We start from the raw sequence: 25410 nt of genomic DNA on the forward strand, positions 1-25410 counted from the left end.
CATGCATCTTCTGGCGGCCATACCCGGCGGGATCGCCGATGGATCGGAAGCGGTGGACCTGGCGCAAGCGCCCGGCGATATTGTTTTTCTATCGGCAGCGGATACCGAACTTTCCAGTCTCGCGCTGTGTCAAAAGGAACGATCCGACACGCCTTCGCTCCGGCTTGCCAACACAATGCAGCTTTCCCATAACCTCTCCGTCGATATGTACGTCGAGGACATCGTTGCCAATGCAAAATTGGTGGTCGTCCGGCTTTTGGGCGGGATTGGCTATTGGCCTTATGCGGTAGAGAAAATCACTGACTCTTGCCGCGCGAAAGGAATAAAGCTCGCGTTTTTGCCGGGCGACGACAATCCAGACGAAGAACTCGCCGCTCTCAACACGGTGCCGCACAACACATCACATCGGCTCTGGCGGTATCTTGTCGAAGGCGGGAAGGAGAATTATTCTAGTTTTCTTGATTACTGCGCATATTTGCTGGATCAGAAATCGGACTGGCAAGAGCCCAAACCTTTGCTAAAGGCCGGTCTATACTGGCCAGGCCGAAAGCAAATGGGCGTCTCGGATATACGGGAAATCTGGAAAGAGGACGCACCAGTTACCGGCATTATATTTTACCGCGCACTTTATCAGGCCAACAACCTCGCACCGGTGGATGCGCTGATTGATGCTTTAATAAATCGCGGTCTTAATCCGCTTCCCATTTTTGTATCCAGCCTGAAGGATCCCGTTTCCGCTGAGATTGTGGAGCATATGCTCAGGGAAGCGCCACCATCTGTTCTGCTCAATGCTACTGGGTTTGCCGTATCAAACCCCGGCGCCAAGCGGAAAAGCACGCCCTTCGATGTAGCCGATTGTTCAATACTTCAGGTTATATTTTCTGGAGGCAACCAAACCCAATGGGAAGAGGGCATCACAGGCCTCTCGGCACGTGATATTGCCATGAATGTTGCCCTGCCGGAAGTCGATGGACGCATCCTTTCACGTGCCGTGTCCTTCAAGGCAGATGACGGCTATGATCAGGGCACTCAAACCAATATAATCGCCTACAAGCCGGTACCAGACAGGATTGATTTTGTTGCTGATCTCGCGGCGAACTGGAGCAGGCTACGAAATACTAGGGTTGAGGATCGGAAAATTGCCCTTATCCTCGCGAATTATCCCAATAAGAACGGGCGGATTGGAAATGGCGTCGGTCTCGACACACCTGCCGGTTCGATCGAAGTCCTAAACGCGCTAAAAACACAGGGTTACAACGTTCGCGACATTCCTGAAAATGGCAATGCGTTGATCGAGGATTTGCTGGATGGACCGACCAATGATCGACGCCGGATTAGAGTAAGAAAGAGTGGCCTAACTTATCCCCTCTCCCGCTATCGCGAATACTTCAGAGCGTTACCAGAAAAGCTACAACGCGAAATCACCGAAAGATGGGGAGCCCCTGAACAAGACCCGTTCATCGAGGGTGATCAGTTCCTGCTCGCGGCCCGGCGTCTCGGGCATGTGATTGTCGGCATCCAGCCCGCGCGCGGCTATAACATCGACCCAACAGCAAGCTATCATGATCCGGACCTTGTTCCGCCGCATGGCTATCTTGCCTTCTACGCCTGGCTTCGGGAAGAAGAAGGCGTACATGCCGTCGTCCATATGGGCAAGCATGGAAATATGGAATGGCTGCCCGGCAAGTCCGTTGCCCTGTCCCGGGAATGCTACCCGGAGGCTGTATTTGGGCCGACAGTGCATCTCTACCCCTTTATCGTGAATGATCCTGGCGAGGGAACGCAGGCGAAGCGCCGCGCCAGTGCTGTCATTATCGACCATTTGACGCCACCCATGACCCGTGCGGAAAGTTACGGTCCGCTCGCCGATCTGGAACGACTTGTAGATGAATATTATGAGGCCGCCGGTGTGGACCCTCGACGCATCGCCCTGCTGCGAGAGCAGATTCTTGAACTGACTGAGATGTCCGGCATCAATATTGACTGTGGAATTGCACCTGACGAACCAGAAGATGAACGACTCACCAAGCTCGATAATTATCTTTGCGAATTGAAGGAACTGCAAATCCGTGACGGTCTTCATATTTTCGGAAGATCGCCTACCGGGCGACAGCTTACCGATCTGTTGGTCGCGCTCCTACGCATTCCACGCGGAGATGGCGACGGCGCGAATGCCTCCCTTATCCGCAGCATCGCGCTGGATCTCAATTTGCTGGAGGATTTTGACCCGCTCGATTGCGAGATGGGCGCAGAATGGACGGGCATCCGACCGGAGGTCCTTGATTTTGAAGGAACCTGGCGCTCCAATGGCGACACCGTTGAGCGGATCGAACTGTTTGCGGCGGCCCTTGTTTCCGGTGGAACTACACCAGATGAAAATTGGCATCGAACAAAAGCTGTACTGAACGGGCTTGAAGTCCATCTCCGTCCGACGGTCGAAACCTGCGGCAAGGCGGAGTTGAGCGGCCTACTTAAAGGATTGAACGGGCAGTTTGTCGAACCCGGCCCCTCCGGCGCGCCAACCCGGGGACGAAACGATGTTCTCCCGACGGGGCGGAATTTCTATTCTGTCGATAGTCGCGCGGTCCCGACCCCGACGGCCTGGCTGCTGGGATGGAAATCCGCCGGCCTGCTGGTCGACCGTTATCGGCAGGAAAACGGCGCCTGGCCGAAAACCATGATCCTGAGTGCCTGGGGCACCTCTAATATGAGGACTGGCGGCGATGATATTGCTCAAGCGCTAGCGCTAATGGGCGTTCGACCAACATGGGACAAAGCCTCAAACCGGGTGACAGGATTTGAGATCATGTCCGCGGAGTTGCTGGATCGACCGCGCGTTGATGTAACCCTTCGTATATCCGGCTTTTTCCGCGATGCCTTCCCGCAGCAGATGGCGCTTTTTGATAGTGCCGTTCGGGCTGTCGCTGCATTGGATGAAGACGAAAAAACCAACCCCCTCGCCGCGCGTGTCCGTGCTGATAAAGATAAACTCGTGAAGGCGGGCATTTCCGAAGAAATTGCGGAAAAGCGAGCGGGTTATCGCCTTTTCGGCAGTAAGCCGGGCGCCTATGGTGCAGGATTACAGGCTTTAATCGATGAAAAAGGCTGGACGGACTCATCTGATCTCGCGCGCGCATACATCGCATGGGGTGGTTATGCCTATGGTGCTGGCGAAGAAGGTAAGGCAGAACAATCCTTGTTCGAACAGCGGCTCGGCCATGTGGAGGCCGTTATCCATAATCAGGATAATCGGGAGCATGACCTCCTCGACAGTGACGACTATTATCAGTTTGAAGGCGGCGTGACGGCCGCCGTCCGGCATATCAAAGGCACTCAACCGATTGTCTACCACAATGACCATTCACGCCCGGAAAGCCCGAAAATCAGAACGCTGGAAGAAGAAGTGGGCCGCGTCGTTCGGGCCCGCGCCGCCAATCCGAAATGGATCGAGGGCGTGATGCGCCATGGCTACAAGGGTGCGTTTGAGATAGCGGCCACCGTTGACTATCTTTTCGCGTTTGCTGCCACGGCACATGCCGTAAAGGATCATCATTTTGATGCGGTTTTTGACGCCTATCTGATGGACGGACGGGTCCGCAACTTTCTGGAAGAGAATAACCCCGACGCCCTGAGCGAAATGGCCGACCGGTTTCAGGAAGCGCTTGACCGCGACCTTTGGCGTCCCCGACGCAACACTATTCACGATGACCTTGCAAAGCTGAAACGGGAGGGAACCCGATGACCACCAAGCTGACTCCGGAAGAAATTGCCCGCGCCAATGAAAAAGCGGCAAAGAAAAAAGCAGCTCGCGATAAGATGCTGGCAACAAAAACAATCGAGAAAGGTTTGCTGATTGTCCATACCGGCAAGGGTAAAGGCAAATCCACGGCAGCCTTCGGCCTCGCCGCCCGTGCGATTGGCAACGACATGAAGGTCGGCGTTGTGCAATATGTAAAAGGGAAATGGGAGACCGGGGAGCGCAAAGTTCTGGAAGCCTTTCCCGAACAGATCGAAATTCACACAATGGGCGAAGGCTTTACCTGGGAAACTCAGGACCGGGAGCGCGACATCCGTGCCGCCGAAAAGGCTTGGGAGAAATCCAAGGAAATGATCGAGGCGAGCCGCGGCGACAATCCCGCCTATGACATGGTGATCCTTGATGAGCTGAACATCGTACTTCGATATGACAGCCTCCCGCTTGATGAAGTGATCGAGTTCCTGAAGAACAAGCCGGAAAAGCTGCATGTTGTCGTAACGGGACGAAATGCAAAGGAAGAGCTAATCGAGATTGCTGACCTGGTCACCGAGATGACGCAGATCAAGCATCCCTTCCGCTCCGGCGTCAAGGCACAGGTCGGGATCGAATTCTGATGACGGCCACCCTCATGCTGCAAGGAACGGGTTCAGACGTCGGCAAGTCGTTGCTTGTCGCTGGTCTCGCCCGTGCCTACAGCAATCGGGGGATGAAAGTCATGCCGTTCAAGCCGCAGAATATGTCGAACAATGCTGCCGTTACAGTCGAGGGGGGCGAGATCGGACGGGCGCAGGCGCTTCAGGCGAGGGCAGCGAGAACACCCCTTCTGAATGACATGAACCCGGTGCTGCTGAAACCGCAGAGCGATATCGGCGCGCAGGTGATTGTGCAGGGCAAAATGTGTGGGTCCGCTGTCGCGCGCGACTATCAAAAGATGAAACCCAGATTACTCTCCAAGGTGCTGGAGAGTTTCCACAGGATCGGGGAGAAGGCCGACCTTGTTCTTGTGGAGGGTGCCGGAAGTCCTGCCGAGGTCAACCTTCGCGCCCATGATATCGCGAATATGGGGTTTGCCGAGGCCGCCGATGTGCCGGTCGTATTGATCGGGGATATCGACCGGGGTGGTGTCATCGCGCAGATTGTCGGCACGCATATGCTGCTCTCCACGTCTGAACAGAAGCGAACGAAGGGCTATATCATTAACAAATTTAGGGGAGACGTCTCCCTGTTCGACGATGGCCTTAAGGTCATAACCGGGAAAACGGGCTCTAAAAACTTCGGTGTCGTTCCTTTCTTCCCCGAGGCACACCACCTTCCCCCGGAAGATGCCTTCTCAATCACGTCGCAGGCCCCGCGCGAAGATGCCGTCAAAGTTGCTGTCCCTGTTTTTTCCCGCATTGCCAATTTCGACGATCTGGACCCCTTGTTGGCAGAACCTGGCGTAACAGTACATATGGTGCGGCCCGGCACCGCCATTCCCGCTGGCATGGATGTTGTTCTGCTGCCGGGCTCAAAAGCCACGCTGGCCGACATGGATTTCGTTCGGATGCAGGGCTGGGATATCGATATCCAGGCTCATGTCCGGCAGGGGGGGACGGTCATCGGTTTATGCGCGGGATACCAAATGCTGGGCCGGACACTATCCGATCCCGGAGGGATAGAAGGACCCGCCCGGAAAATAGACGGACTCGGTCTTCTCGATTTCGAAACCACCCTGACGACAGAGAAAAAGCTGGTTGAGGAGGATGGCAAGGACCATCTGACCGGCAGCACAATCCGGGGATATCATATGCATGTCGGCCGCAGCGTAGGACCGGCACTTGACAGGCCCTTTGTCACGCTAGCCTCGGGTCCCGATGGGGCGATATCGCCGGATAAGCAAATCATGGGCGGTTATCTACATGGATTATTTTCAAACGATGAATTTCGGTATAAGTTGTTTAACCGGTTTAAATCACAAAACCATAAAATTGATAACTTTGAATATCTTGTAGAAAATACCTTAGATAATCTCGCAAAACATATGGAGCGTCATCTTAACCTTGACGGCCTGCTGGAGGTTGCCAATGGCATCAGCTAAAGCTGTATATCACAAAGGCGAGACCAAGAAGCAGCGCCATGATCAAGCCGCCTGCGACCCGGTAAAGAAGGAGGGCACGCAAGATATGCTCCGGCCCGATCTCACGCGCGCCATTTTCGTTCATCCATCCATCCGGAACTTCGACACCGTCATAAATGCGTGGCCCGGCCAGCGCGACGTCAAGTGCGCCCGCCATTGCCGCCTCCGGCCAGCCGGCGTTAAAGCTCCTGTGACGAGACGCATCCCTGAACATCGCCTTGAGGGCGTTCTTCGCATTTGCTCCCTTTACCAAGCAGGCAGCAATGACGATCAAAAAACCTGTCAGCCGCGCAGGAATATAATTGACCGCGTCGTCAATCCGCGCAGCGGCCTTGCCAAAGTATTCATATCTCTCGTTTCGATGCCCTATCATGCTGTCGAGGGTATTGATCGCCTTGTAGGTACAAAGGCCCGGCAATCCCAGCGCTGCAAACCAGAATACGGGAGCGACAGTCCCATCGGAGAAATTCTCGGCAAGGGACTCAATGGCGGCGCGCGAGATTGCACTCTCATCAAGGCTCTCAGGGTCGCGCCCGACAATATGAGAGACCGCCTCCCTCCCCGCGTCAAGACTTTGATTAAGACCAATCATCACATCGCGAACGTGAGTATACAGCCCGCGCCAGGCAATCAGGCTACTCGCCAGAATTGCCAGCAGGATCATGCCCGCCGGAAAAGTCTGGCAGAGCAGGGCAAGGACATATCCCGCAATTGCGGCAGCGGCGATGACAGCCGCACTGCATTGAATACCCCGGATCAATTTCTGTCGGCTACTCTCCCTGCTGTTGTTAGTACGGCCTTCCAGCACGGAAATCAGCTTACCCAGCAGGACTACGGGATGTGGAATGATCCGGTACAACCATTTGGGATCCCCCGCCAACGCGTCGATAATCAGCGCCAGCAGGACTATCAAGGGCGGCGTGTAAAAGGCAGAATTAGTGGTAAAAAGCAGGCTGGACATCGTCGCAACATGATATGGGCAATGATGTGCGTCAATCCTTTATCTGATACTCTGGGCCACGGCCCATCATTAAAACAAGGTTTTGCACGAAGAACACCGTGCACAAAAGGGAGCCGATTATGACGGAAAAATATGGCGTAATGGTATGCGGTCACGGTAGTCGGGACGAGGGAGCGGTCAGCGAATTTGCCTCCGTTGCCAAAGGAATTGCCGCCCGCCTGCCCCAATATCAGGTCGAATCCGGCTTTCTTGAATTTGCAACGCCCATCATTCGTGATGGGTTGGACAAGCTTCGAGAGAGTGGTCATAACCACATCCTTGCCGTTCCGGGCATGCTATTCGCTGCGGGCCATGCGAAGAATGATATTCCTTCCGTTCTCAACCGCTATGCCGCCGAGCATGAGGGCTTGACCATTTCATATGGGCGCGAGCTGGGCATCGACCTCAAGATGGTGCGTGCGGCAGGGGAACGCATTAAGGAAGCACTCGCTCTTGCGAAGGACGACGTGCCGCTGCACGAAACCATGTTGGTCGTGGTCGGGCGCGGGGCATCGGATCCGGACGCAAACTCCAACGTCACTAAGGTCATGCGGCTTCTTTGGGAAGGGCTGGGCTTTGGCTGGGGGGAGACGGTGTACTCCGGCGTCACTTTTCCACTCGTGGAGCCGGGGTTGGAGCATGCCGCCCGGCTCGGATACAAACGCATTGTCGTTTTTCCCTATTTCCTGTTTACCGGTGTCCTCGTCAATCGCATTTATGACTATACGGACAAGGTCGCTGCGGCCCATCCGGAGATCGAGTTTATCAAGGCTCCCTACCTGAACGATCATCCGCTGGTGCTTGACTGCTTCGCCGATCGCGTAGAGGAAATCCTGAACGGTCAGAACAATATGAACTGCGGCATGTGTAAATATCGAGAGCAAGCGCTCGGGTTTGAGGACGAAGTCGGCCTCAAGCAGGAAAGCCATCACCACCATGTGGAAGGGATTGGCACTGGCGACCATAGCCATGATCACAAGCATGACCATAGTCATCAACATGAGCATCATGGACATGGCGACCATGCGCATGATCATGCGCATCATCCCTACCCCCATGCCGATCACCCGCTGGGTCCGGTTAGCATGAAGAAGAGTGACGGCTGAAGCATGTATGACTATTTGCGCGATCCGGCGGCAATTTATGAGGAGTCCTTCGCGACAATAGAACGCGAAGCTGATTTCGCAGGATTTGATGCAGCAATGCAGACGGTCGCCACCCGCGTCATTCACGCCTGTGGCATGCCGGAGATATTACCTGATCTGGCCTATGATCCAGAAGCAGCCAATGCGGCTGTTTCAGCGCTTCGTGCGGGAGCACCAATTTTTTGCGATTGTGAAATGGTAACCCATGGCATTATCCGTCGGTTTCTGCCGGCCGGGAATGAGATCATCTGCACACTGAACAACCCGGAAACACCTGACATTGCCGCGAAGAAAAAAACGACACGATCCGCCGCGGCGATCGATCTCTGGCTCGACCGGATCGAGAATTCCGTGGCTGTTTTTGGCAATGCGCCAACGGCCCTGTTCCACCTCCTTGAGCAGATTGAGAACGGCGCACCAAAACCTGCCGCGATCCTAGCCTTTCCGGTTGGCTTCGTTGGCGCGGCGGAATCGAAACAGGCACTCATCGACAGCCAGATCAATGTCCCCTATATCACCATGCGCGGCCGTAAAGGGGGGAGCGCAATGGCTGCCGCCGCCCTCAATGCACTCAGTAGCCTTGCGGGAAAATCAGAATGACGGCCTGGCTCAGCATAGTCGGAATAGGTGAGGACGGGCTGGAGAGTATTTCCCCTGCCGCCCGGCAGGCAATTGAGAACGCAACCCTGCTCGTCGGTGGGGAGCGGCACCTTGCCATGCTGCCCGATGACGGGCGGGAGCGAGAGACATGGCCCAGCCCGTTGATGACCCTTGTCGATGAGATATTGGCTCGGCGCGGGGAGAATATCTGCATCCTTGCGACCGGCGATCCCATGCATTACGGCATCGGCGTGACCTTCGCAAAACGGCTTCCAGCGGAGGAACTGGCGATCTTCCCGGCTCTCTCCGCCTTCAGTCTTGCAGCAGCGCGTCTGGGGTGGGATTTATCCCGGACCGAGCAAATCACTTTGCATGGCCGGCCACTGGAATTGCTGGTCCCGCATCTCGCGCCGGGCAGTAGAATTCTCGCTCTCTCTGATACAGGTAAAACGCCATCCGACGTCGCGGGACTTCTCCAGAAAATTGGCCTTGAGAAGACGGAGATGTCTGTGTTGGAGCATATGGGCGGTGTGGCAGAAAAAATCTATCATGGAAACGCCCGGGACTTCCATGGTAAAACCTTTCGCGACCTCAACACGATTGCTTTACATTGCCCGGCTGAGGCAACTGCGCAACTCTACTCGCGAACGCCCGGTCTTCCCGATAACGCGTTTAATCACGATGGCCAGCTTACCAAGCAGGAAATCCGCAGCGCAACGCTTTCTGCCCTTGCCCCGTTTCCGGGAGAACTTCTCTGGGATGTTGGCTCAGGTTCAGGTTCCATCGCCATAGAATGGATGCGGCATCACCCGGGAAATCGCGCAATTGCGATCGAGCCACGGGAGGATCGCCAGTCCCTGATTGAGACGAATAGCCGAAAACTGGGCGTGCCTCAGCTAAACCTCGTCAAAGGAAGTGCGCCGGACGCTCTCGCTGATCTCAGTGCGCCGGACGCCATCTTTATCGGCGGCGGCCTCAGTCATGAAGGCGTTTTTGAAGTCTGCTGGTCGTCACTCAAACAGGGCGGTCGTCTAATATCGAACGCCGTCACCATCGAAGGCGAGCAGCGCCTTTTTGATATTCATAACCGCTTTGGCGGCACGTTGACACGACTGAATATTTCACGCGCGGAAAAAATCGGTGGCTTCACAAGCTGGAAGCCATTTCGACAGGTAACGCAAATACGATTGGTAAAAGAATGACAGGTACTCTTTATGGTCTTGGGATAGGTCCCGGAGATCCGGATCTCATTACGCTGAAAGCGCTCAAGCTGTTGCAGGCTACAAAGGTGCTCGCCTATCCGGCGCTGGAAGATGGCGACAGCCTCGCCCGGGCTATCATCGCACCACATCTGAATGAACCTAAAACCGAAATCGCCGTGCGTATCCCGATGACGGTTGAACGGGCACCGGCACAGGCCGCCTATGATGACGCAGCGGTGGAGTTGAGCGAGCATCTCAAGAAAGGAGAGGACGTTGTCGTCCTATGCGAGGGCGATCCGTTTTTCTATGGATCCTTCATGTATCTTTTCGGGCGGATCGCCGAGACCTATCCCGTTGAGGTAATCCCGGGCGTTTCTTCCCTGACGGCTTGCGCCACGGCCCTGCAATCGCCGCTTTCGGCACGGAATGATATTCTGACCGTGCTGCCTGCGCCGCTCCCTTCTGAAATATTGCGCGACCGTCTCCGCGATACAGATAGTGCCGCCATCATGAAGGTCGGGCGGCATTTTGCGCGCGTCCGCGATGTCATCCTTGACCTTGGGCTTGGAGAGAATGCCCGGTATATCGAGCGTGCAACAATGGAGGCAGAAAGAATCCTCCCTCTTACCGAGGTGCCGGAAGATGCTGCGCCCTATTTCTCCATGATCCTTATTCATAAACGAGGACAGGCATGGAAATGACGCCACCAACGGCTATCGTCCTGCTAAACGAAAGCGGTCGCGGAACTGCGACGCGCCTGCAGGCCGCCTACCCCGAAGCACTTATCCATGGGCTTTCCGGACGAACTGATGACGCCGATATTACCTTCACGCAAACGGCCGCCCATCTGCAGGAATTGTTTCGTGCAGGCACGCCAATTATTGGCATTTGCGCCGCCGCTATTCTGATCCGCTGCCTCGCCCCGGTACTGCGCAACAAAAATGCCGAGCCGCCGGTGATTGCTATTGCCGATGATGGGAGCAACATCGTACCACTTCTGGGTGGTCATCACGGAGCAAATAATCTGGCCAGGGAAATCGGGATCAAGCTGGATGCACATGCGGCGATCACGACGGCAAGCGATATTCATTTTAGTATCGCATTGGACGCTCCACCAGCCGACCTTGCCCTCGCCAACCCCCAACATGTGAAAGAGTTTATGGCGCGGCTCTTAAGCGGTGAGAAAATCCACATTGAAGGCGCACACGACTGGTTGAGTGCCTCCAACCTGCCATTCGCGGATGACGGAACACTAACAATCGAAGTCACATCCAATGTCGGCAAAGGCAGCGGAGACCGACTTATTTACCACCCAAAAACGCTGGCGCTTGGCGTTGGCTGTGAAAGAGACACACCACCCAACGACCTGATTGATTTGGTAAAAAAAACGCTCTCATCGGCGGGCATCAGCCCGCTTGCGGTTGGTGCAGTTTGTTCAATTGACCTGAAATCGGATGAGGCAGCTGTTCACGCGGTTGCCGCCCATTTCGGTCTGTCTGCGCGCTTTTTCTCTGCGGCTGAACTGGCGAAGGAAACCCCTCGCCTTGTGACACCTTCCGACATTGTCTTCAAGGAAGTTGGATGCTATGGCGTCAGTGAAGGCGCTTCGCTCGCCGCAGCCGGACCAGAAGGAAAATTGATCATCCCAAAAGAAAAATCACAAAGAGCGACCTGTGCCGTCGCCGAATCCCCGACGCCCATCGATTCTGAAAACACCGGACGACGACAGGGAAAACTCTCAGTCATTGGCATTGGCCCCGGACAGGAACCCTGGCGTACACCTGAGGCAAGCCACCTTATTCAGGAGGCGACCGATCTTGTCGCTTACGGTCTTTATCTTGACCTTCTGGGGCATAGCATTGATGGCAAGACGCGCCATGACTTCGGCCTTGGAGAGGAGGAAAAGCGGGTCCGCGCGGCACTTGATCTTGCTGCGAAAGGAAAGAATGTCGCCCTTATTTCTTCGGGCGATATTGGTATTTATGCGATGGCAACACTCGTGTTCGAGCTCATTGATCGAGAGCACAATCAGGACTGGGGCCGCCTCGATATCCAGGTTACGCCCGGTATCTCCGCACTGCAGGCCGCTGCCGCGCGGGCCGGCGCGCCGCTAGGACATGATTTTTGCACCATCTCGCTCTCCGATTTACTCACCCCCTGGGAAGTGATCGAAAAACGTATTAAAGCCGCCGCAGAGGGAGATTTCGTTATTTCCTTTTATAACCCGGTCTCCATGAAAAGGCGGACACAGCTTCACGCCGCGAAGAAAATTCTGCTGGAACATCGCCCGGCGAATACGCCCGTCATCATTGCGCGTAATTTAGGCCGCGAGACGGAAAATGTGTCCTTCGTGTCGCTGAATGATCTCGATCCAGAAGAGATCGATATGCTGACCCTCGTTATGGTGGGCTCCAGCGAGAGCCGCCTCACCACCACAAATTCAGCGACTAAGAGCTGGGTCTATACACCACGCGGATATAGCGGCAAGCAGTCCGGCAAACCCATTAAAACAGGAACAGAGACATGACAGTTTATTTCATTGGCGCCGGACCGGGCGCCGCGGACCTCATCACTCTCCGTGGCCGTGACCTGATCGCCAGCAGTCCTGTCTGCCTCTATGCGGGATCGCTGGTGCCAGAGGAGATCCTGACCCATGCACCCGATGACGCTCTTATCATCGATACCGCGCCACTCACCCTCGATGAGATTATCGATGAAATGGTCAAGGCCAATGACAAGGGGCTCGATATTGCCCGCGTACATTCGGGTGATCCCAGCCTGTATGGCGCCATTGGAGAGCAAATGCGCCGCCTTGATGACCTTGGTATCGACTACTCAATCACACCCGGCGTACCGGCATTTGCCGCCGTAGCTGCTACGCTCAAAACCGAATTTACCCTGCCGGAAGTAAGCCAGACAGTTATCCTCACCCGCACGTCAATGAAAGCGACGGCGATGCCAAACCAGGAGGATTTGAACACTCTTGGTGCGTCCGGCGCAACGCTCGCCATTCATCTCTCCGTTCGCAACCTCCGGAATGTAACTGCGGAACTAATTCCCCATTATGGCGCGGATTGCCCGGTTGCCGTCGTGTTCCGCGCAAGCTGGCCGGATGAACAGATTATTCGCGGTACACTTGCGGATATCCGGGAAAAAGTTCGTGCCGAGAAAATCACGAGAACGGCACTGATTATTGTTGGCCGCGTGCTGGAGGCGAAGGGCTACCGGGACAGTGCTCTCTACCACGCGGATCATGTGCATGTTCTCCGGCCAAAGCGAAAGGCATAGAATAAGCCCTATAGGCCTAAATGCAGAAGGAGCGCCTTAACATCAGAAAAGCGGGTGCAGTCGGGCAGCGCCGGGCGCTCAATCATGATAACCGGAATGCCCAATCGCCTCGCCGCCTCTATTTTTGCGTAGGTCGCGGTTCCCCCGCTGTTTTTGCTGACGAGAAGGTCAACCCGCCTTTCACGAAGCAAGCTGAATTCATCCTCTACCGAAAAGGGACCACGTCCCTGGATAAAAGAGACCTCACTTCTCTGCGGCGCAAACTCAGCTTTTTCGATGCTGCGTACCAGAAAAAACTTATCTGCGATATCTTCAAAAGGAGCGAGTTCCTGCCGACCGACGGTTAGAAAGATACGATTGTAAGCGCACAATTTACTTGCGGCGTCTTTTACACTTGCAACTGAGACCCAGCAATCACCGGGTTGTTGCTTCCACTCAGGACGCTGAAGCCTTACAAAAGGTATATCTACCACGGCACAGGCATTAATGGCATTTCGCGTAATTTTGTCTGCGAAAGGATGGCTTGCATCTATCACAAAATTGATATGATTGTCTGTGATGAACTGTCGAAGCCCCTCTTCTCCCCCAAACCCGCCAACGATTGTATTTCCGGACAGATGCCCCGGATTGCGCGTACGTCCGGCGAGAGAGGTAATCAGTTCAACGCCAGGATGGCCCGCAAGGGACTGGTTCAATCTCACTGCGTCATCCGTTCCCCCAAGCAGGAGAATTTTCCTCAGATCAGCCATCACTTCGACCCACCAGATGCCCGGATCGATCGAAAATCAAAATATTAATCATGACTGCTCCCCCGGCGATGTCCGACGCGACCTCTTTGGCTCTTTTTGCCACAAGATCGGCAAGCGATAGCTCCGCCTCCCTCGAATATTGGAGCACTTGCATCGCGGTGTTTGCCTCTCTTGTCATTTCCATCAACTTTCTATCCGCCCCGAGTGTGGCCAGTTGATCGGCCAGCCAGTTGAAGTCAACACGGCTACGCCCCGAATGGAGATCCATATGACCCTGCGCAAGCTTGGTAATCTTGGCGAAGCCGCCCGCAATTGTCAGGTGAGGCACCGGATGCTTTTTCAGATACTTCAACACACCACCGGCAAAATCCCCCATATCCAGAAGAGCGGTTTCAGGGAGATCATAAATCGCGGCAACTGCCTTTTCGGACGTCGAACCCGTACTCGCAGCAAGATGGGTAAGGTTGTTTGCCCGCGCAACGTCAATGCCACGGTGAATGGACGCGATCCAGGAAGCGCAGGAATAAGGCACAACAATGCCGGTCGTGCCCAGAACTGACAGCCCCCCAACAATGCCTAGCCGTCCGTTCATCGTATGGCGCGCGAGTTCCTCCCCATTCTCGATGCCAATTTCAATCTCGATATCTGGGGATTCGCCAAACTCCCTGATAATTTCCGTGACTACCTCCGTCATCATTTGGCGTGGGACGGGATTGATGGCGGCCTCACCAACAGAAATTGGAAGACCCTCTTTTGTAACGGTCCCCACGCCCTCACCCGCCTGAAAGCGAATTCCACTACCTGCGGTTCCACGCCGGACCGTCGAGATAACCCGTGCAAGATGCGTAACATCAGGGTCATCGCCCGCATCCTTGATGATACTGGCACGCGAAAAATCCGCGCCCTTTTCCTCTGTCGCCAGCGCAAAGGCAGGTGTCTGGCCACGCGGCAGGGTTATTGTTACCGGATCGGGAAACTCCTCGCTAAAAAAAGCCGTCAACGCCGCCTTCGTCGCGGCAGTTGCACAGGCGCCCGTGGTCCAGCCATAGCGCAATTCCTTTATGGATTTCTCTTTCATGGATACATTTATAGGCGTCAGCATCACTGATGGCTAGGCGTCATGAGAATAGATGTGTAAAAGAGGGATATGGATGAAATTTTGAGTAAATTACCCGCCTTTGAGCCGGGTTCCGTTTGGTTGGTTGGCGCGGGTCCCGGTGACGCGGGCTTGCTGACTTTATATGGATATGAAGCGCTGAGACAAGCTGACGTACTGGTCTATGATGCGCTGGTCGGGCAGGATATTTTGAGCCTGACCGGGCCGGATACCATACTTGAATATGCTGGCAAGCGGGGCGGCAAACCTTCGCCGAAACAGACTGATATTACGGAGCGGCTGATCACCCTCGCACGGGAGGGTAAAAGGGTTCTGCGCCTAAAAGGCGGCGATCCCTATATCTTCGGCCGTGGCGGAGAGGAAGCCTTGATGCTGGCCGCCCACAATATCCCTTTTCGGGTCATTCCGGGCATTTCTTCAGGTGTTGGCGGTCTTGCGTATGCGGGCATCCCCCTCACCCACCGGGAAACAAATTCCGCCGTCACTTTTCTCACGGGTCATGATGCGAGCGGTGAAGTGCCAAACGTCAATTGGGAGCATATCGCGAAGGGCTCCCCCGTTATTGTTATCTATATGGGCCTCAAGCATATTGCGACGATCACAGAGCGGCTGGTCAGCTTCGGTCGACCAAAAGAGGAACCCGTTGCCGTGATTTTCAGAGCGACAACTGAAAATCAGAGGGTTGTTGTTTCGACATTGGAAAAAGCTGCAGAGGATGTAGAGGCAAGCGGGCTTAAGCCTCCTGCCCTAATTGTTGTTGGGGATGTCGTAAAACTGCGGCCTGACCTTGACTGGTATAGCCGTTTTCTCGACGGAAATAGAGGGGCATAAAATGGCTCCCTCGAGTGCCCCAGCCATCCTCATTGCCGCGCCAGCCTCCGGATCGGGAAAGACAACCATAACACTGGCACTCCTGCGAGCATTCAGGCGAAACGGTATCAAAGTCGGCTCTTTCAAGGTTGGCCCCGATTATATCGACCCGGCATTTCATACGCACGCTAGCGGCAAAGTCTGTTTCAATCTTGACCCTTGGGCAATGCGAAAGGATTGTCAGGCAGCAGTGCTTGATCAAGTGATGAATGACTGCGAGCTAGTTGTTGGTGAAGGGGTAATGGGGCTTTTCGATGGAGCTCGTGATGGAACCGGATCAACGGCCGATGTCGCAGCCGAATGGGACTTGCCAATCATACTTGTAGTAGATGCGAAAGGCCAAGGCGCGAGTGTAACTGCCCTTCTCGAAGGATTTAACAATCACAAAAGTAATATTTGCCTCTCTGGCGTGATTTTTAACAAGGTCGGCGGCCCCGGCCATGTTCATCTCCTTTCAGAGGCAGCCGCAAAAGCAGGCATACCGGCTCTCGGCTTCATCCCGAAATCGGACGACCTCGCCATAAACCATCGACATCTGGGTTTGGTTCAGGCACGGGAGAAGCGAGATCTGGACGAATTTCTACAAAAAGCTGCGGACATGATTGAAGACAGCTGCGATCTTACAGCTATACGAGAAATCGCAAAGACTATTCGGTCTCAAGGTGACACGCCAGCAAGCGCCATTCCGCCGCTCGCGCAACGGATAGCCATCGCAGAGGATGATGCTTTTGCGTTTACCTATCCCCATATTCTGGCAGAATGGCAAAGATCGGGCGCAGAAATTAGCTTCTTTTCCCCCCTCGCTGATGAGGCACCAAAGCCGGATGCCGATGCGATTTTTCTACCCGGTGGATATCCCGAGCTATATGCAGCAATCCTCGCCGCTTCTGCGAATTTCAAAACAGTGGTGCGCGCGGCGGCTGAGGCAAGCAAACCTGTTTATGGGGAATGCGGTGGTTTCATGACTCTTGGCAATAGCCTCACCGATAAAAATGGATTATGTCACGAGATGCTTGGGTTATTACCTGTAGAGACATCTTTCGCCACACCTAAATTGCATCTTGGGTACCGTAATGCGACTCTGAAAGCTAATTGCATTCTTGGGAATTTAAACGAAAAATTTTCGGCGCATGAGTTTCACTATGCATCGATAAGCGAGGCCGATAAGACGCCCCCGCTCTTTGATATATCGGATGCGTTGGGGAAAGATCTTGGTTCAGTCGGCGCAACTCTGAATTCAGTTTCAGGTTCCTTTATCCATCTGATTGACCGGAGGTAACATGACTGGAAAAATCTCCCTTATTCTTGGTGGCGCGCGTTCCGGCAAAAGCCGGTTCGCGGAAAAGCTGGTGGTCCAGACCGATGCCCCACGGCTTTATCTTGCAACTGCGCAAGCCTTCGATAGTGAAATGGAAAGACGTATTGCCAGCCATAAACAAGACCGCGGATCTAGCTGGACCACCATCGAGGAACCTATCCATCTCGCCGAAGCACTTTCCCTGCACTCTGCTCAATCTAATATTATTCTGGTGGATTGCCTGACACTCTGGCTTAGTAATCTCATGGGTCACGATTTACCCATTGAGCAGGAATTTGACAAGCTTTTGACGGCCCTCTCAAAACTTCCCGGACCGGTTATACTTGTCTCCAACGAAGTTGGTCAGGGTATAGTGCCAGAAAATGCTCTTGCACGCGCTTTCAGGGATCATGCTGGAAAACTGCATCAGCGGATAGCAGAAATCTCCGAAGAGGTTTATTTTATAACCGCGGGACTACCACAGAAACTGAAGTAGGCAAATATGACTGACCCTCAATCACGAATACCAACGCCCTACAAAGGGAGCTGGGTGCAGGACTTTCTGGTGGCTCTGGTCTTCCTGACCCGGCTGCCTATTCGTCCAGACTTCACCTTCAATATGACGGCGCTCAAGTCGGCTTGTCGGGTCTTTTCCCTGATAGGCCTTATTGTCGGGGGGGTGACCGGGACCATCTATATCCTTGCGACATTTATGGGCTTACCGCTTCTTGTCTCCGCCCTCCTGGCGGTGGCGGGACAGGTAATTATAACCGGCGCCCTTCACGAGGATGCAATTGGTGATGTCGCTGATGGTTTCGGTGGTGGCGCGGATAAAGTGAAGAAGCTCGCTATCATGCGGGATAGCCGCGTTGGAACCTACGCGGTTGTCACCCTCATCTTAATCATCGGACTTAAAGTCGCCGCGCTCGGGAACATGCCTGATCCGCTAATGGGCTTTGCCATTCTTGTCGTTGCAGCCGCTGTCAGCCGAGGCCTGATAACCTGGGCACTTTACCTGCTCCCCAGCGCACGCGACGAAGGGCTTGGTCATGGTGCAGGAAGGCCGGAGATTATGGCGCCATTGGTATCGGCAGTCCTTTGCACATTGATTGCCATACTCATTTTAGGGCCACATCTTGGGGCCGTTGCCCTCCTGTCCGGAATTATCGGTGCCGGCATGATGGGAGTGATTGCAAAGCGTCAGATAGGAGGGCAAACAGGCGATGTTCTGGGCGCAATTCAACAGGTTTCAGAAATCTTTATCCTGATCGCCTGCCTCATGGCAATTTAATAGTCGGGTTACTCTCAAGTTTTGCGTGGTTTCACGCGATGGGTTGCCTCCGCCTGCATAGGATCATCAGGCCAATAATGTTTTGGGTAACGCCCCTTTAGGTCTTTCTTGACATCGACATAGGTGTTTTGCCAGAAACTGGCCAGGTCCTGCGTAATCTGAACCGGCCGTCGCGCCGGGGAGAGAAGATGAATTGACACTGGAACGCGCCCTTCTGCCAATTTCGGCACCGAGTATAGGCCAAAAACTTCCTGTAATCGCACCGCAAGAACCGGGTTCTCTGGATTACTGAAATCAAGACGGATTTGCGATCCGCTCGGCACTTTCACTGAAGGCGGCGCAAGCTTTTCAAGACGCAACTGCTGTTCCCAACTTAAGCGGCTTTTAAGGATTTCCAGCATACTTAATTCCTGTAAATCCGAGAGCGAAGACTTGCCCGCAAGAAATGGTAACAGCCAATCTTCAAGGGTTTCTTCAAGTGCCGACATTGATAAGTCAGGCCATCTACCGCCAGTATCATGAAGCCTTACGAATTTAACCCTGTCCAGAAATGCAAGACTTTCAGTATTCCATGGCAGTGGCTTTAACTCCTTACCTTTTATAGCAGTTAGCAACGCCGTTGAAATCTCCTCCGGGGCGGGATGTTTGATCCGCTTTTGATCCAGAACGACTGCGCCCAATTTACGTTCACTCACCGCAATCACTCGTTCCTTTTTCTCATCCCAATAGACGCGACGCACGGAGGAAATCTGGTGTTGAAAATAGGTCTCGATATCTTCCAATGATATCGGCGCCGCCAAGTCAATTCGGGCATCTCGCCCCTTCCCATCCAACTCAGCGACAACGAGAAACGGCTCACTTTTAAGCTTGTCATTTTCACCTAGTCGGGCCCCCCGGCCGCCGGACAAACGATATTGAACTTCACTCCTTTCTCGTAACTCACCTATACGATCCGGGTAAGCAAAGGCGAGTAACAAACCAGCCAGACTATTTTCTTTTGAACCCATTTTAATTGAAAGGCGCCGTGCAAGATCATCTCTTAAACGCAGAACCTGCGTAACAGGCCCCCCATCTCTTTTTGTCGTTCTGCTTTTCCTGGCCTCATCAAGAAGTTCCAGACGCGTGCCTATATCGGAGTTTGGAAATTCGCGATCACGGCGCAAAATGTCCCTTTCCGAGAGCAACGCGGCAATATCTACGGCAAGGCTGTCCATATTTATTTTTCGCGCCCTTAACACCATACCAGCGAGCCTTGGATGAAGCGGCAACTTAACGATGTCCCGCCCCAGATTTGTGATTTTCCCCAAGACATCGAGTGCGCCAAGGGCCTGAAGCATATCCTTGCCTTGCGCAATCAGGCCAGGTGGTGGCGCGTCCATCCAGAATAAGTCGGACACGTCCTGTATACCCCAATTGGCAAGTTCCAGGACAAGAGGGCTTAAATCAGCCGTCATGATCTCGGGCGAAGCAAATTCAATAAGTCCACGATCCTCTGCCGCAGTCCAAAGACGATAGCAAACACCGGGACCTTGCCGACCGGATCTTCCCCTTCTCTGATCTGCGGAAGCCCGCGCAACCTTGCGGGTTACGAGTGACGTCATACCGCTATTTGGATCAAATACCGGGCTTCGGGCGAGTCCGGCATCAATAACAATCTTTACACCTTCGATAGTGAGGCTTGTTTCCGCTATATCCGTTGAGAGAACTATTTTCCGCCTTCCCTTAATGTCAGGCAAGACAGCTCTATCCTGATCTCGCAGCGGCAAGCTTCCATAGAGAGTAAGCACCTGCGCCTCCGCGAGCATAGGCGACCCTGACAACAGCTTTTGAGTCCGGCTAATTTCCCCAACACCGGGTAGAAATACAAGAATATCTCCCTCCGCCTCCAGAAATGCCTGCTCAACAACCGCCGCAGTAGTCTGCTCAATCCGTTTAGACGAGGGGCGCGAAAGGAACCTGGTTTCAACCGGAAACTGACGCCCTTCACTCTTGATAACCGGTGCACCGTCCAAAGCATTTGAAAGGCGCCCCCCTTCAATTGTTGCAGACATCAACAAAAGCTTTAGATCATCTCGCAAAATCTCCTGCACCTGCCGGGAGAAAGCAAGCCCCAGATCAGTCTGCAGGCTCCGTTCATGAAATTCATCGAATATGACTAGCCCGACACCCGCCAGTTCGGGGTCAGCCTGTATGCGACGGGTCAAGATCCCTTCAGTCACCACTTCAATCCGGGTCTGGCGGCTGACTTTACTATCAAGGCGCACGCGGTACCCAACGGTCTGGCCAACGTCTTCTCCCAACAGTGCCGCCATGCGATGGGCGGCGGCACGGGCGGCCAGTCTGCGTGGCTCCAACATGATGATTTTTTGATCACCTAGCAATCCTGAGTGCAGCAGGTAAAGCGGTACCAGTGTAGTTTTACCTGCGCCAGGCGCTGCCTCCAGAATAGCCGTTGATGATTTTTCAAAGGCGGCTGATATTTCCCCAAGGCAATCGACAATGGGCAAACCGGTTTTCGCAAAATCAATGGTCATGTACGCCTCGTATACCCCAAAAGCAGCCGTAACATTGATGGAAACAGGGTAAGTGCTGCGATACCGGCAAAGATCGCACCAAAGACTATTTCCGTTCCAAACCGGACTGTCGGCGGAAAGGTGGAAACTGAGAATATAATGAACCCGATCGCGATAATACCGCTTGAGGCAATTATTCCCATTGATTGTTCCCGTAATGCCGGCGCGATGGAACTCAATCCTTTTTGCGGAAAGCCATGACGCTTGAACGCCAGCGCCAGATGGATTAACGCATCAACCGCAATACCAAAGCAAACGCTGACGGCGGGCGCAGAAATAATATCCACCGGCACAGCCCACCATCCAGCAGCGCCAAGTATCGTCACCGGAATCAACGCAACCGTACCTGTCATCGTAAGGGCGACTTTCCAGTTGCGACTGACTATCCAGGCAATAATGCCGAACAGTATAAGCAAGGTGCCAATTCCGGTAAACAAGCTCCGCGCGACAAGTTCCGAGAGACGTCCCTGCAGCATGTAAATACCGCCCGTGAGCACGGGTTCGAATCCAGCCGATTTAACTGTTTCATGGAGCCGGGACAACACCTGATTGCGCGGCTCTTCCCGCCCCGTTTCTCTCATGCGGAGAATATAAAGCACCTGATCCCGGTCCTCATTCAGAAAATTATCAGCAACTTTATCATTGATACCAAGCGACAATAGGCTGACAATTTCCCGCCACGGTAACAGGAGTGCAAGTGGATGCGAATTTGCCTCTGCCAATAATGCTGGCAGCGAGATTATCGTCCCGACATCACGCTCCTTGGCAAGTGCTTGATGTAAACGCCACATAGCTTCATAACCGACGTCACTATCAAGGCGCCCCCCATTCTTCAGGCCCACAACCAGATTCAAGGGACTGCTACCTCCATTTTTATCAACAAAGGCAAGCCCTTCGTAAAGGTCAGACTCTTCTTCAAAATATGAAAGAAGGCTTGGATCAGTATTGAGCCGGAACAAACCGGGAGTGGCAGCAAGGGCGATCAATATCAGACTGATGCCAATCCCCAGCCGAAAATATCCGGCCAGGTTAGTTAATCCATCATTATGGGGCGTATTTCTTACTTTTCGTTGTCTTTTTGAAAAGAGTAAAAAAGCGGGATAAAATAGATAGCAGCACAAAAGCGCCATGATCGCGCCCACTATTCCTCCTGCCCCCAATTGGCGCAATGGTTCTGCCGCCACATTGAAAAGTGTCGCGAACCCCAACAGGGTCGTTACCATACACCAGAAGGACGCTCGATAGGTTTCTAATAGAGCAAGTTTTACGGATTCTAGTGCATCCGCTGTCGTGGTATTACGCCAATTTGCTGTCAGATAGATGACTTGAGACTGGACTAGGACATAGACAATGATCGCAAGATTTGCTGTCAGGATACCAACCGGTTGGCCTATCCCCTGCAGAACGAGAAAGGTCAGGAAAACAGCCGTAATACCGCTCAGGCTAGCGCCGAGGACGATTGGTACTGACCTAAAAACTATCCACAATATGCCAGCAAAGATCATAAGGGATACGACACTAAAAATCTTAAGATCGCTTGTCAGGCTTCGGCGGATATGCTCAACGATATAGGGCATTCCTGAAAGACGAACGTGGAATGTCTCACCGTCATTGAAAATCCGCGCTGCCGCTTCTATCTCCGCTATTAACTCGGGAGGTGACGGCGTTTCCACGAAAGCGATAATCAAGGTGGCACTGCTGTCCGCGCTTATCAGCAGGGGCCGCCAAAATGGGCTCTCGCTCGCCGCCTTAACATCTTCTGGACCACTCGCGACACTGACGAGACGCTGGATACCTGAAATTTTTTCTATGTCTGCTGAAAAGCTGGAAAGCCTCTCATAATATCTAGGGGAAAAAATATCCCGTCCAGCAACACTGATAATCAGAAATTCATCTGATGGAAAAAGAGCATGAATATTCGCAGACTCTATAAGTTCGGGATCGTTCGAGCCAAAAAAGAAATCAGGGGACACTTCAGGACGCAGATCAACGAACCGCATGAACAGCACGGCGATTAGGGCTATTGCCAATATACAGGCTGCAATCAGGCGGATCTTAAGCGGTTTAAAAAAAGAACCCATAGGCAGGCCATTTCTCCTGTGGCAATATATTAGCGGTTATCTCAGGCTAATATAGGATTACATGCTCCAACGGATCGCCGAAATAGAGGATCACTCACTTTCCGCCATCCCGGCGCTCAGAACTGATGTTTATGATGGCTGGCAATTGCGGTTTGCCCGAAACCATACACGCCGCGCAAATTCGGTCAATGTCGTATCTCCTGGCGAACTCCCTTTGAACGAAAAAATCAAACACTGCGAAACGGCCTATGCAAAAGAGGGGCAGCCCTGCCATTTTCGCCTGACACCGCTCGCTGATGAAGGTCTGGATGAAGCTCTTGCCGCGCGTAGCTATGGGCTATATGGAGAAACAGAGGTTAGAATATGTAACCTTGATAAAGTTCCTGTCTCTGGCACCCATACCGATGTCGTCGATTTTGATGCGAAGGAGAATTTTTGGCTGAATGGGGTGGCTGCTCTCACCGGACAGGACAAAGAAAAACAAGCGGTCTTTCGTGAAATGGTATCCTTGATCGATCTTGATATTCAGGCGGTCGCGATCTTGCGGGGAAAGGAGATTGTTGCCTGCGGCATGGGGGTACAATCATCGCGCTGTATCGGGCTTTTTGAATTCGCAACACATCCCAATTTCCGGCGGCGAGGATTTGCCGGCCGAATTGCCCGCCATATGCTCAGCAAAGCAAAGACCCAAGGGCTTACCCAAGCTTATTTACAGGTCGTAACTGATAATATTATGGGTAAGCAATTCTGGAAACAGGTGGGGTTTCGCGAATCTCTTTATCGCTACCACTATCGCAGCAAGCTATAGAGTGAGAGTGATATCCTGATCCTCGAAATATAATTCATCACAATTTGCGCCTTCTCCGCCCCTGTCAATAACCAGAAAATCACTGACTTCGTTAAGCGCGAGTACAGGATGATGCCAGACACCAGCATGATAATTGACACCCTGTTTCCCGTTGGCCTTGAATGCACGTAGATCCTCCGGACGAACGGTCTCTCCTTTTGGCGCGACCAAAACGAGATAAGGTCGATTATTGAGAGGGACAAATGCCTGACTTCCCTTGGGATGCCGCTCCACCAAACGGATGGTGAGCGGATAATCGAGCGGAGTTGCCCTAAAAATATTCACCAAGACCCGCCCATTAAGGTCTGTCTCAACACTTGCAAGATCATGAAAGCGGATGGTGGACCCGTTATTGATTGGAAAATTTTCTGCGCCTTCTGTCTCAATCACATCACCAAAAGGAGCGAATGCCTCACGTGTCAAGGGTTCGATCTTGAGTGGCATACCTATGACCTCACAATATGACCAAACAGCCGTAACCTGCTTATTCCGCCATCCGGGATTATATTGAGCCTTACATGACTGATCGGACCGATATTCTCCAGTTCCGATTCGAAGGTATGAATGGCATCCATAGAAAGTTTCTGTTCGGGAAGCAGCGTTTTCCAGAACATACTTTGTGTTACAAGCGATTCTTCCGTGCCCCCTGTAACCATTGCGCCAAGTATTGAGCAGCGATCAGGGAAGTTGCCTTTAAAATGTGCTGTATCGACTTCAATCTTTGATATCACACCCGGATGCCCAAGCGTGATTAATGCCCAGTCGTTTCCAGGTTCACGTCGACGGCGAGTTTCCCAGCCATCCCCCATATTAATACCGCGCCCAGGTGCCAGAATTTGTGAAGGTGTGCCATAATGCTGGTCACTTGCGGCGATCCCTCGCCCTCCATTAACCAGCGCCGCCAAATCAATCAATTCTTCGGGGTCCTGTGTCTCCCAATGGCATTGTACAATCCCGTAAACCCTGAGCCGCGCAACTCCGCCATCTGGATAGATGTTGAGCCGTAAATGGCTCCAGGTTTGGGCATTTGAAATTGCATGAATATGATGACGATCACCCATCAAGCCCACTGCGGGAAGAATTTCTGTCCAACTCGTATTCGCGTCCGGCTCGCCCTCTACAAGGCACGCGTCGATTGAGGCCGACGGTGGGAAATTTCCTGTAAAATGGCTGGTGTCGATGTCAACACCCTGAATTACACCAGGTAACCCCAGACGTATGATACAGTAATCATGACCTTCCCCCCGCTTGCGCCGACTTTCCCAGCCATCCATCCATTTCCCGTTTTCATCATACTTATCGGCCACAAAGATTGGTGGTGCAGGATCAATTAAACGAGATTTATCCGCAAAGAAATCATCCGTCGCATATATCACTTCCGCCCCAAGCTTTGGGGAGACGAGATTAATATATTTATCCGCTAAACCCGCGGTCTCAATTGCTGGCAAACTCATACGCATCTCCATATAGATCGTAG

Annotated in this window: 21 protein-coding genes; 14 read left to right on the top strand and 7 right to left on the bottom strand. The window is 53.3% G+C overall.

Annotated features, from left to right (window positions below):
* The first annotated feature begins 1 nt into the window (after nucleotide 1).
* From cobN to GQE98_RS11760, 3 genes are read left to right on the top strand one after another with little or no spacing between them, the layout of a single operon-like run.
* Nucleotides 2-3742, top strand: coding sequence for a cobaltochelatase subunit CobN (gene cobN, locus GQE98_RS11750; protein ID WP_161315821.1), 3741 nt, complete (start codon nucleotides 2-4; stop codon nucleotides 3740-3742).
* Nucleotides 3739-4371, top strand: a complete 633-nt coding sequence (cobO, locus tag GQE98_RS11755) for a cob(I)yrinic acid a,c-diamide adenosyltransferase (protein ID WP_161315822.1) — start codon at nucleotides 3739-3741, stop codon at nucleotides 4369-4371. Before cobN ends, cobO begins: the two co-directional genes overlap by 4 nt.
* Nucleotides 4371-5834 carry a cobyric acid synthase gene (locus tag GQE98_RS11760; RefSeq protein ID WP_161315823.1) on the top strand — a complete coding sequence of 488 codons (1464 nt, stop codon included), beginning with the start codon at nucleotides 4371-4373 and terminating at the stop codon, nucleotides 5832-5834. The genes cobO and GQE98_RS11760 overlap by 1 nt, the downstream gene beginning before the upstream one ends.
* On the opposite strand, the gene cbiB is transcribed toward GQE98_RS11760, so the two are convergent.
* Nucleotides 5827-6834 carry an adenosylcobinamide-phosphate synthase CbiB gene (cbiB, locus tag GQE98_RS11765; protein WP_161315824.1) on the bottom strand — a complete coding sequence of 336 codons (1008 nt, stop codon included), beginning with the start codon at nucleotides 6832-6834 and terminating at the stop codon, nucleotides 5827-5829. The genes GQE98_RS11760 and cbiB overlap by 8 nt on opposite strands.
* Nucleotides 6835-6953: 119 nt before the next feature.
* Here cbiB and GQE98_RS11770 point away from each other — a divergent pair, with 119 nt between their 5' ends.
* The 6 genes from GQE98_RS11770 to cobM are packed head-to-tail and all read left to right on the top strand — an operon-like array spanning nucleotide 6954 to nucleotide 13108.
* A complete protein-coding gene (locus tag GQE98_RS11770; RefSeq protein ID WP_161315825.1) occupies nucleotides 6954-7979 on the top strand; it encodes a sirohydrochlorin chelatase in 1026 nt (341 codons plus the stop codon).
* 3 nt (nucleotides 7980-7982) lie between these two features.
* The gene (locus GQE98_RS11775; RefSeq protein WP_161315826.1) at nucleotides 7983-8618 is read left to right on the top strand and encodes a precorrin-8X methylmutase; all 636 of its coding nucleotides are present in this window, start codon (nucleotides 7983-7985) and stop codon (nucleotides 8616-8618) included.
* Complete coding sequence (gene cbiE / locus GQE98_RS11780; RefSeq protein WP_161315827.1) at nucleotides 8615-9820, top strand: precorrin-6y C5,15-methyltransferase (decarboxylating) subunit CbiE; 1206 nt, start codon at nucleotides 8615-8617, stop codon at nucleotides 9818-9820. Before GQE98_RS11775 ends, cbiE begins: the two co-directional genes overlap by 4 nt.
* Nucleotides 9817-10521, top strand: coding sequence for a precorrin-2 C(20)-methyltransferase (gene cobI / locus GQE98_RS11785; RefSeq protein WP_161315828.1), 705 nt, complete (start codon nucleotides 9817-9819; stop codon nucleotides 10519-10521). The genes cbiE and cobI overlap by 4 nt, the downstream gene beginning before the upstream one ends.
* On the top strand, nucleotides 10512-12347 hold the full coding sequence (gene cobJ / locus GQE98_RS11790) for a precorrin-3B C(17)-methyltransferase (RefSeq protein WP_202526245.1): 1836 nt from the start codon (nucleotides 10512-10514) through the stop codon (nucleotides 12345-12347). The genes cobI and cobJ overlap by 10 nt, the downstream gene beginning before the upstream one ends.
* A complete protein-coding gene (cobM, locus tag GQE98_RS11795; protein ID WP_161315829.1) occupies nucleotides 12344-13108 on the top strand; it encodes a precorrin-4 C(11)-methyltransferase in 765 nt (254 codons plus the stop codon). The genes cobJ and cobM overlap by 4 nt, the downstream gene beginning before the upstream one ends.
* Nucleotides 13109-13116: 8 nt before the next feature.
* On the opposite strand, the gene GQE98_RS11800 is transcribed toward cobM, so the two are convergent.
* Complete coding sequence (locus GQE98_RS11800) at nucleotides 13117-13857, bottom strand: cobalt-precorrin-6A reductase (RefSeq protein ID WP_161315830.1); 741 nt, start codon at nucleotides 13855-13857, stop codon at nucleotides 13117-13119.
* The gene (locus GQE98_RS11805) at nucleotides 13850-14959 is read right to left on the bottom strand and encodes a cobalt-precorrin-5B (C(1))-methyltransferase (protein ID WP_202526246.1); all 1110 of its coding nucleotides are present in this window, start codon (nucleotides 14957-14959) and stop codon (nucleotides 13850-13852) included. The genes GQE98_RS11800 and GQE98_RS11805 overlap by 8 nt, the downstream gene beginning before the upstream one ends.
* A 45-nt stretch (nucleotides 14960-15004) precedes the next feature.
* Here GQE98_RS11805 and cobA point away from each other — a divergent pair, with 45 nt between their 5' ends.
* The 4 genes from cobA to cobS are packed head-to-tail and all read left to right on the top strand — an operon-like array spanning nucleotide 15005 to nucleotide 18432.
* The gene (gene cobA / locus GQE98_RS11810) at nucleotides 15005-15805 is read left to right on the top strand and encodes a uroporphyrinogen-III C-methyltransferase (protein ID WP_161315831.1); all 801 of its coding nucleotides are present in this window, start codon (nucleotides 15005-15007) and stop codon (nucleotides 15803-15805) included.
* 1 nt (nucleotide 15806) lies between these two features.
* Nucleotides 15807-17123 (top strand): cobyrinic acid a,c-diamide synthase CobB, encoded by a 1317-nt coding sequence (locus GQE98_RS11815; protein WP_161315832.1) that lies wholly within the window; start codon nucleotides 15807-15809, stop codon nucleotides 17121-17123.
* 1 nt (nucleotide 17124) lies between these two features.
* Nucleotides 17125-17637, top strand: coding sequence for a bifunctional adenosylcobinamide kinase/adenosylcobinamide-phosphate guanylyltransferase (gene cobU, locus GQE98_RS11820; RefSeq protein ID WP_161315833.1), 513 nt, complete (start codon nucleotides 17125-17127; stop codon nucleotides 17635-17637).
* Nucleotides 17638-17643: 6 nt separating this feature from the next.
* The gene (gene cobS, locus GQE98_RS11825; protein ID WP_161315834.1) at nucleotides 17644-18432 is read left to right on the top strand and encodes an adenosylcobinamide-GDP ribazoletransferase; all 789 of its coding nucleotides are present in this window, start codon (nucleotides 17644-17646) and stop codon (nucleotides 18430-18432) included.
* A 14-nt stretch (nucleotides 18433-18446) separates the two neighbouring features.
* Here cobS and hrpB read toward each other — a convergent pair whose 3' ends face one another.
* Nucleotides 18447-20966: an ATP-dependent helicase HrpB gene (hrpB, locus tag GQE98_RS11830; protein ID WP_161315835.1), complete on the bottom strand. Its 2520-nt coding sequence runs from the start codon at nucleotides 20964-20966 to the stop codon at nucleotides 18447-18449.
* The gene (locus tag GQE98_RS11835; RefSeq protein ID WP_161315836.1) at nucleotides 20963-23086 is read right to left on the bottom strand and encodes an efflux RND transporter permease subunit; all 2124 of its coding nucleotides are present in this window, start codon (nucleotides 23084-23086) and stop codon (nucleotides 20963-20965) included. The genes hrpB and GQE98_RS11835 overlap by 4 nt, the downstream gene beginning before the upstream one ends.
* 61 nt (nucleotides 23087-23147) lie before the next feature.
* On the opposite strand from GQE98_RS11835, the gene GQE98_RS11840 reads away from it, so the two are divergent.
* Nucleotides 23148-23894 (top strand): GNAT family N-acetyltransferase, encoded by a 747-nt coding sequence (locus GQE98_RS11840; protein WP_161315837.1) that lies wholly within the window; start codon nucleotides 23148-23150, stop codon nucleotides 23892-23894.
* Here GQE98_RS11840 and GQE98_RS11845 read toward each other — a convergent pair.
* Together GQE98_RS11845 and alc are read right to left on the bottom strand one after the other, a co-directional pair.
* Nucleotides 23889-24377, bottom strand: coding sequence for an ureidoglycolate lyase (locus tag GQE98_RS11845; RefSeq protein ID WP_161315838.1), 489 nt, complete (start codon nucleotides 24375-24377; stop codon nucleotides 23889-23891). The genes GQE98_RS11840 and GQE98_RS11845 overlap by 6 nt on opposite strands.
* A 2-nt stretch (nucleotides 24378-24379) precedes the next feature.
* Nucleotides 24380-25387 carry an allantoicase gene (alc, locus tag GQE98_RS11850; protein ID WP_161315839.1) on the bottom strand — a complete coding sequence of 336 codons (1008 nt, stop codon included), beginning with the start codon at nucleotides 25385-25387 and terminating at the stop codon, nucleotides 24380-24382.
* Between the last annotated feature and the right edge of the window lie 23 nt (nucleotides 25388-25410).

The sequence above is a fragment of the Sneathiella litorea genome, assembly GCF_009882915.1.
GTDB lineage: Bacteria > Pseudomonadota > Alphaproteobacteria > Sneathiellales > Sneathiellaceae > Sneathiella > Sneathiella litorea.

Bases quoted from the DNA above. Each gene is read 5' to 3' on its own strand.
- cobI (WP_161315828.1), top strand. From the start codon at position 9,817: ATGACAGGTACTCTTTATGGTCTTGGGATAGGTCCCGGAGATCCGGAT.
- GQE98_RS11845 (WP_161315838.1), bottom strand. From the start codon at position 24,377: ATGCCACTCAAGATCGAACCCTTGACACGTGAGGCATTCGCTCCTTTT.
- GQE98_RS11835 (WP_161315836.1), bottom strand. From the start codon at position 23,086: ATGGGTTCTTTTTTTAAACCGCTTAAGATCCGCCTGATTGCAGCCTGT.
- cobJ (WP_202526245.1), top strand. From the start codon at position 10,512: ATGGAAATGACGCCACCAACGGCTATCGTCCTGCTAAACGAAAGCGGT.
- hrpB (WP_161315835.1), bottom strand. From the start codon at position 20,966: ATGACCATTGATTTTGCGAAAACCGGTTTGCCCATTGTCGATTGCCTT.
- GQE98_RS11775 (WP_161315826.1), top strand. From the start codon at position 7,983: ATGTATGACTATTTGCGCGATCCGGCGGCAATTTATGAGGAGTCCTTC.
- cobN (WP_161315821.1), top strand. From the start codon at position 2: ATGCATCTTCTGGCGGCCATACCCGGCGGGATCGCCGATGGATCGGAA.
- GQE98_RS11800 (WP_161315830.1), bottom strand. From the start codon at position 13,857: ATGGCTGATCTGAGGAAAATTCTCCTGCTTGGGGGAACGGATGACGCA.
- cobM (WP_161315829.1), top strand. From the start codon at position 12,344: ATGACAGTTTATTTCATTGGCGCCGGACCGGGCGCCGCGGACCTCATC.
- cobU (WP_161315833.1), top strand. From the start codon at position 17,125: ATGACTGGAAAAATCTCCCTTATTCTTGGTGGCGCGCGTTCCGGCAAA.
- cobO (WP_161315822.1), top strand. From the start codon at position 3,739: ATGACCACCAAGCTGACTCCGGAAGAAATTGCCCGCGCCAATGAAAAA.
- GQE98_RS11805 (WP_202526246.1), bottom strand. From the start codon at position 14,959: ATGCTGACGCCTATAAATGTATCCATGAAAGAGAAATCCATAAAGGAA.
- cbiB (WP_161315824.1), bottom strand. From the start codon at position 6,834: ATGTCCAGCCTGCTTTTTACCACTAATTCTGCCTTTTACACGCCGCCC.
- GQE98_RS11770 (WP_161315825.1), top strand. From the start codon at position 6,954: ATGACGGAAAAATATGGCGTAATGGTATGCGGTCACGGTAGTCGGGAC.
- cbiE (WP_161315827.1), top strand. From the start codon at position 8,615: ATGACGGCCTGGCTCAGCATAGTCGGAATAGGTGAGGACGGGCTGGAG.
- cobA (WP_161315831.1), top strand. From the start codon at position 15,005: ATGGATGAAATTTTGAGTAAATTACCCGCCTTTGAGCCGGGTTCCGTT.
- alc (WP_161315839.1), bottom strand. From the start codon at position 25,387: ATGAGTTTGCCAGCAATTGAGACCGCGGGTTTAGCGGATAAATATATT.
- cobS (WP_161315834.1), top strand. From the start codon at position 17,644: ATGACTGACCCTCAATCACGAATACCAACGCCCTACAAAGGGAGCTGG.
- GQE98_RS11760 (WP_161315823.1), top strand. From the start codon at position 4,371: ATGACGGCCACCCTCATGCTGCAAGGAACGGGTTCAGACGTCGGCAAG.
- GQE98_RS11840 (WP_161315837.1), top strand. From the start codon at position 23,148: ATGCTCCAACGGATCGCCGAAATAGAGGATCACTCACTTTCCGCCATC.
- GQE98_RS11815 (WP_161315832.1), top strand. From the start codon at position 15,807: ATGGCTCCCTCGAGTGCCCCAGCCATCCTCATTGCCGCGCCAGCCTCC.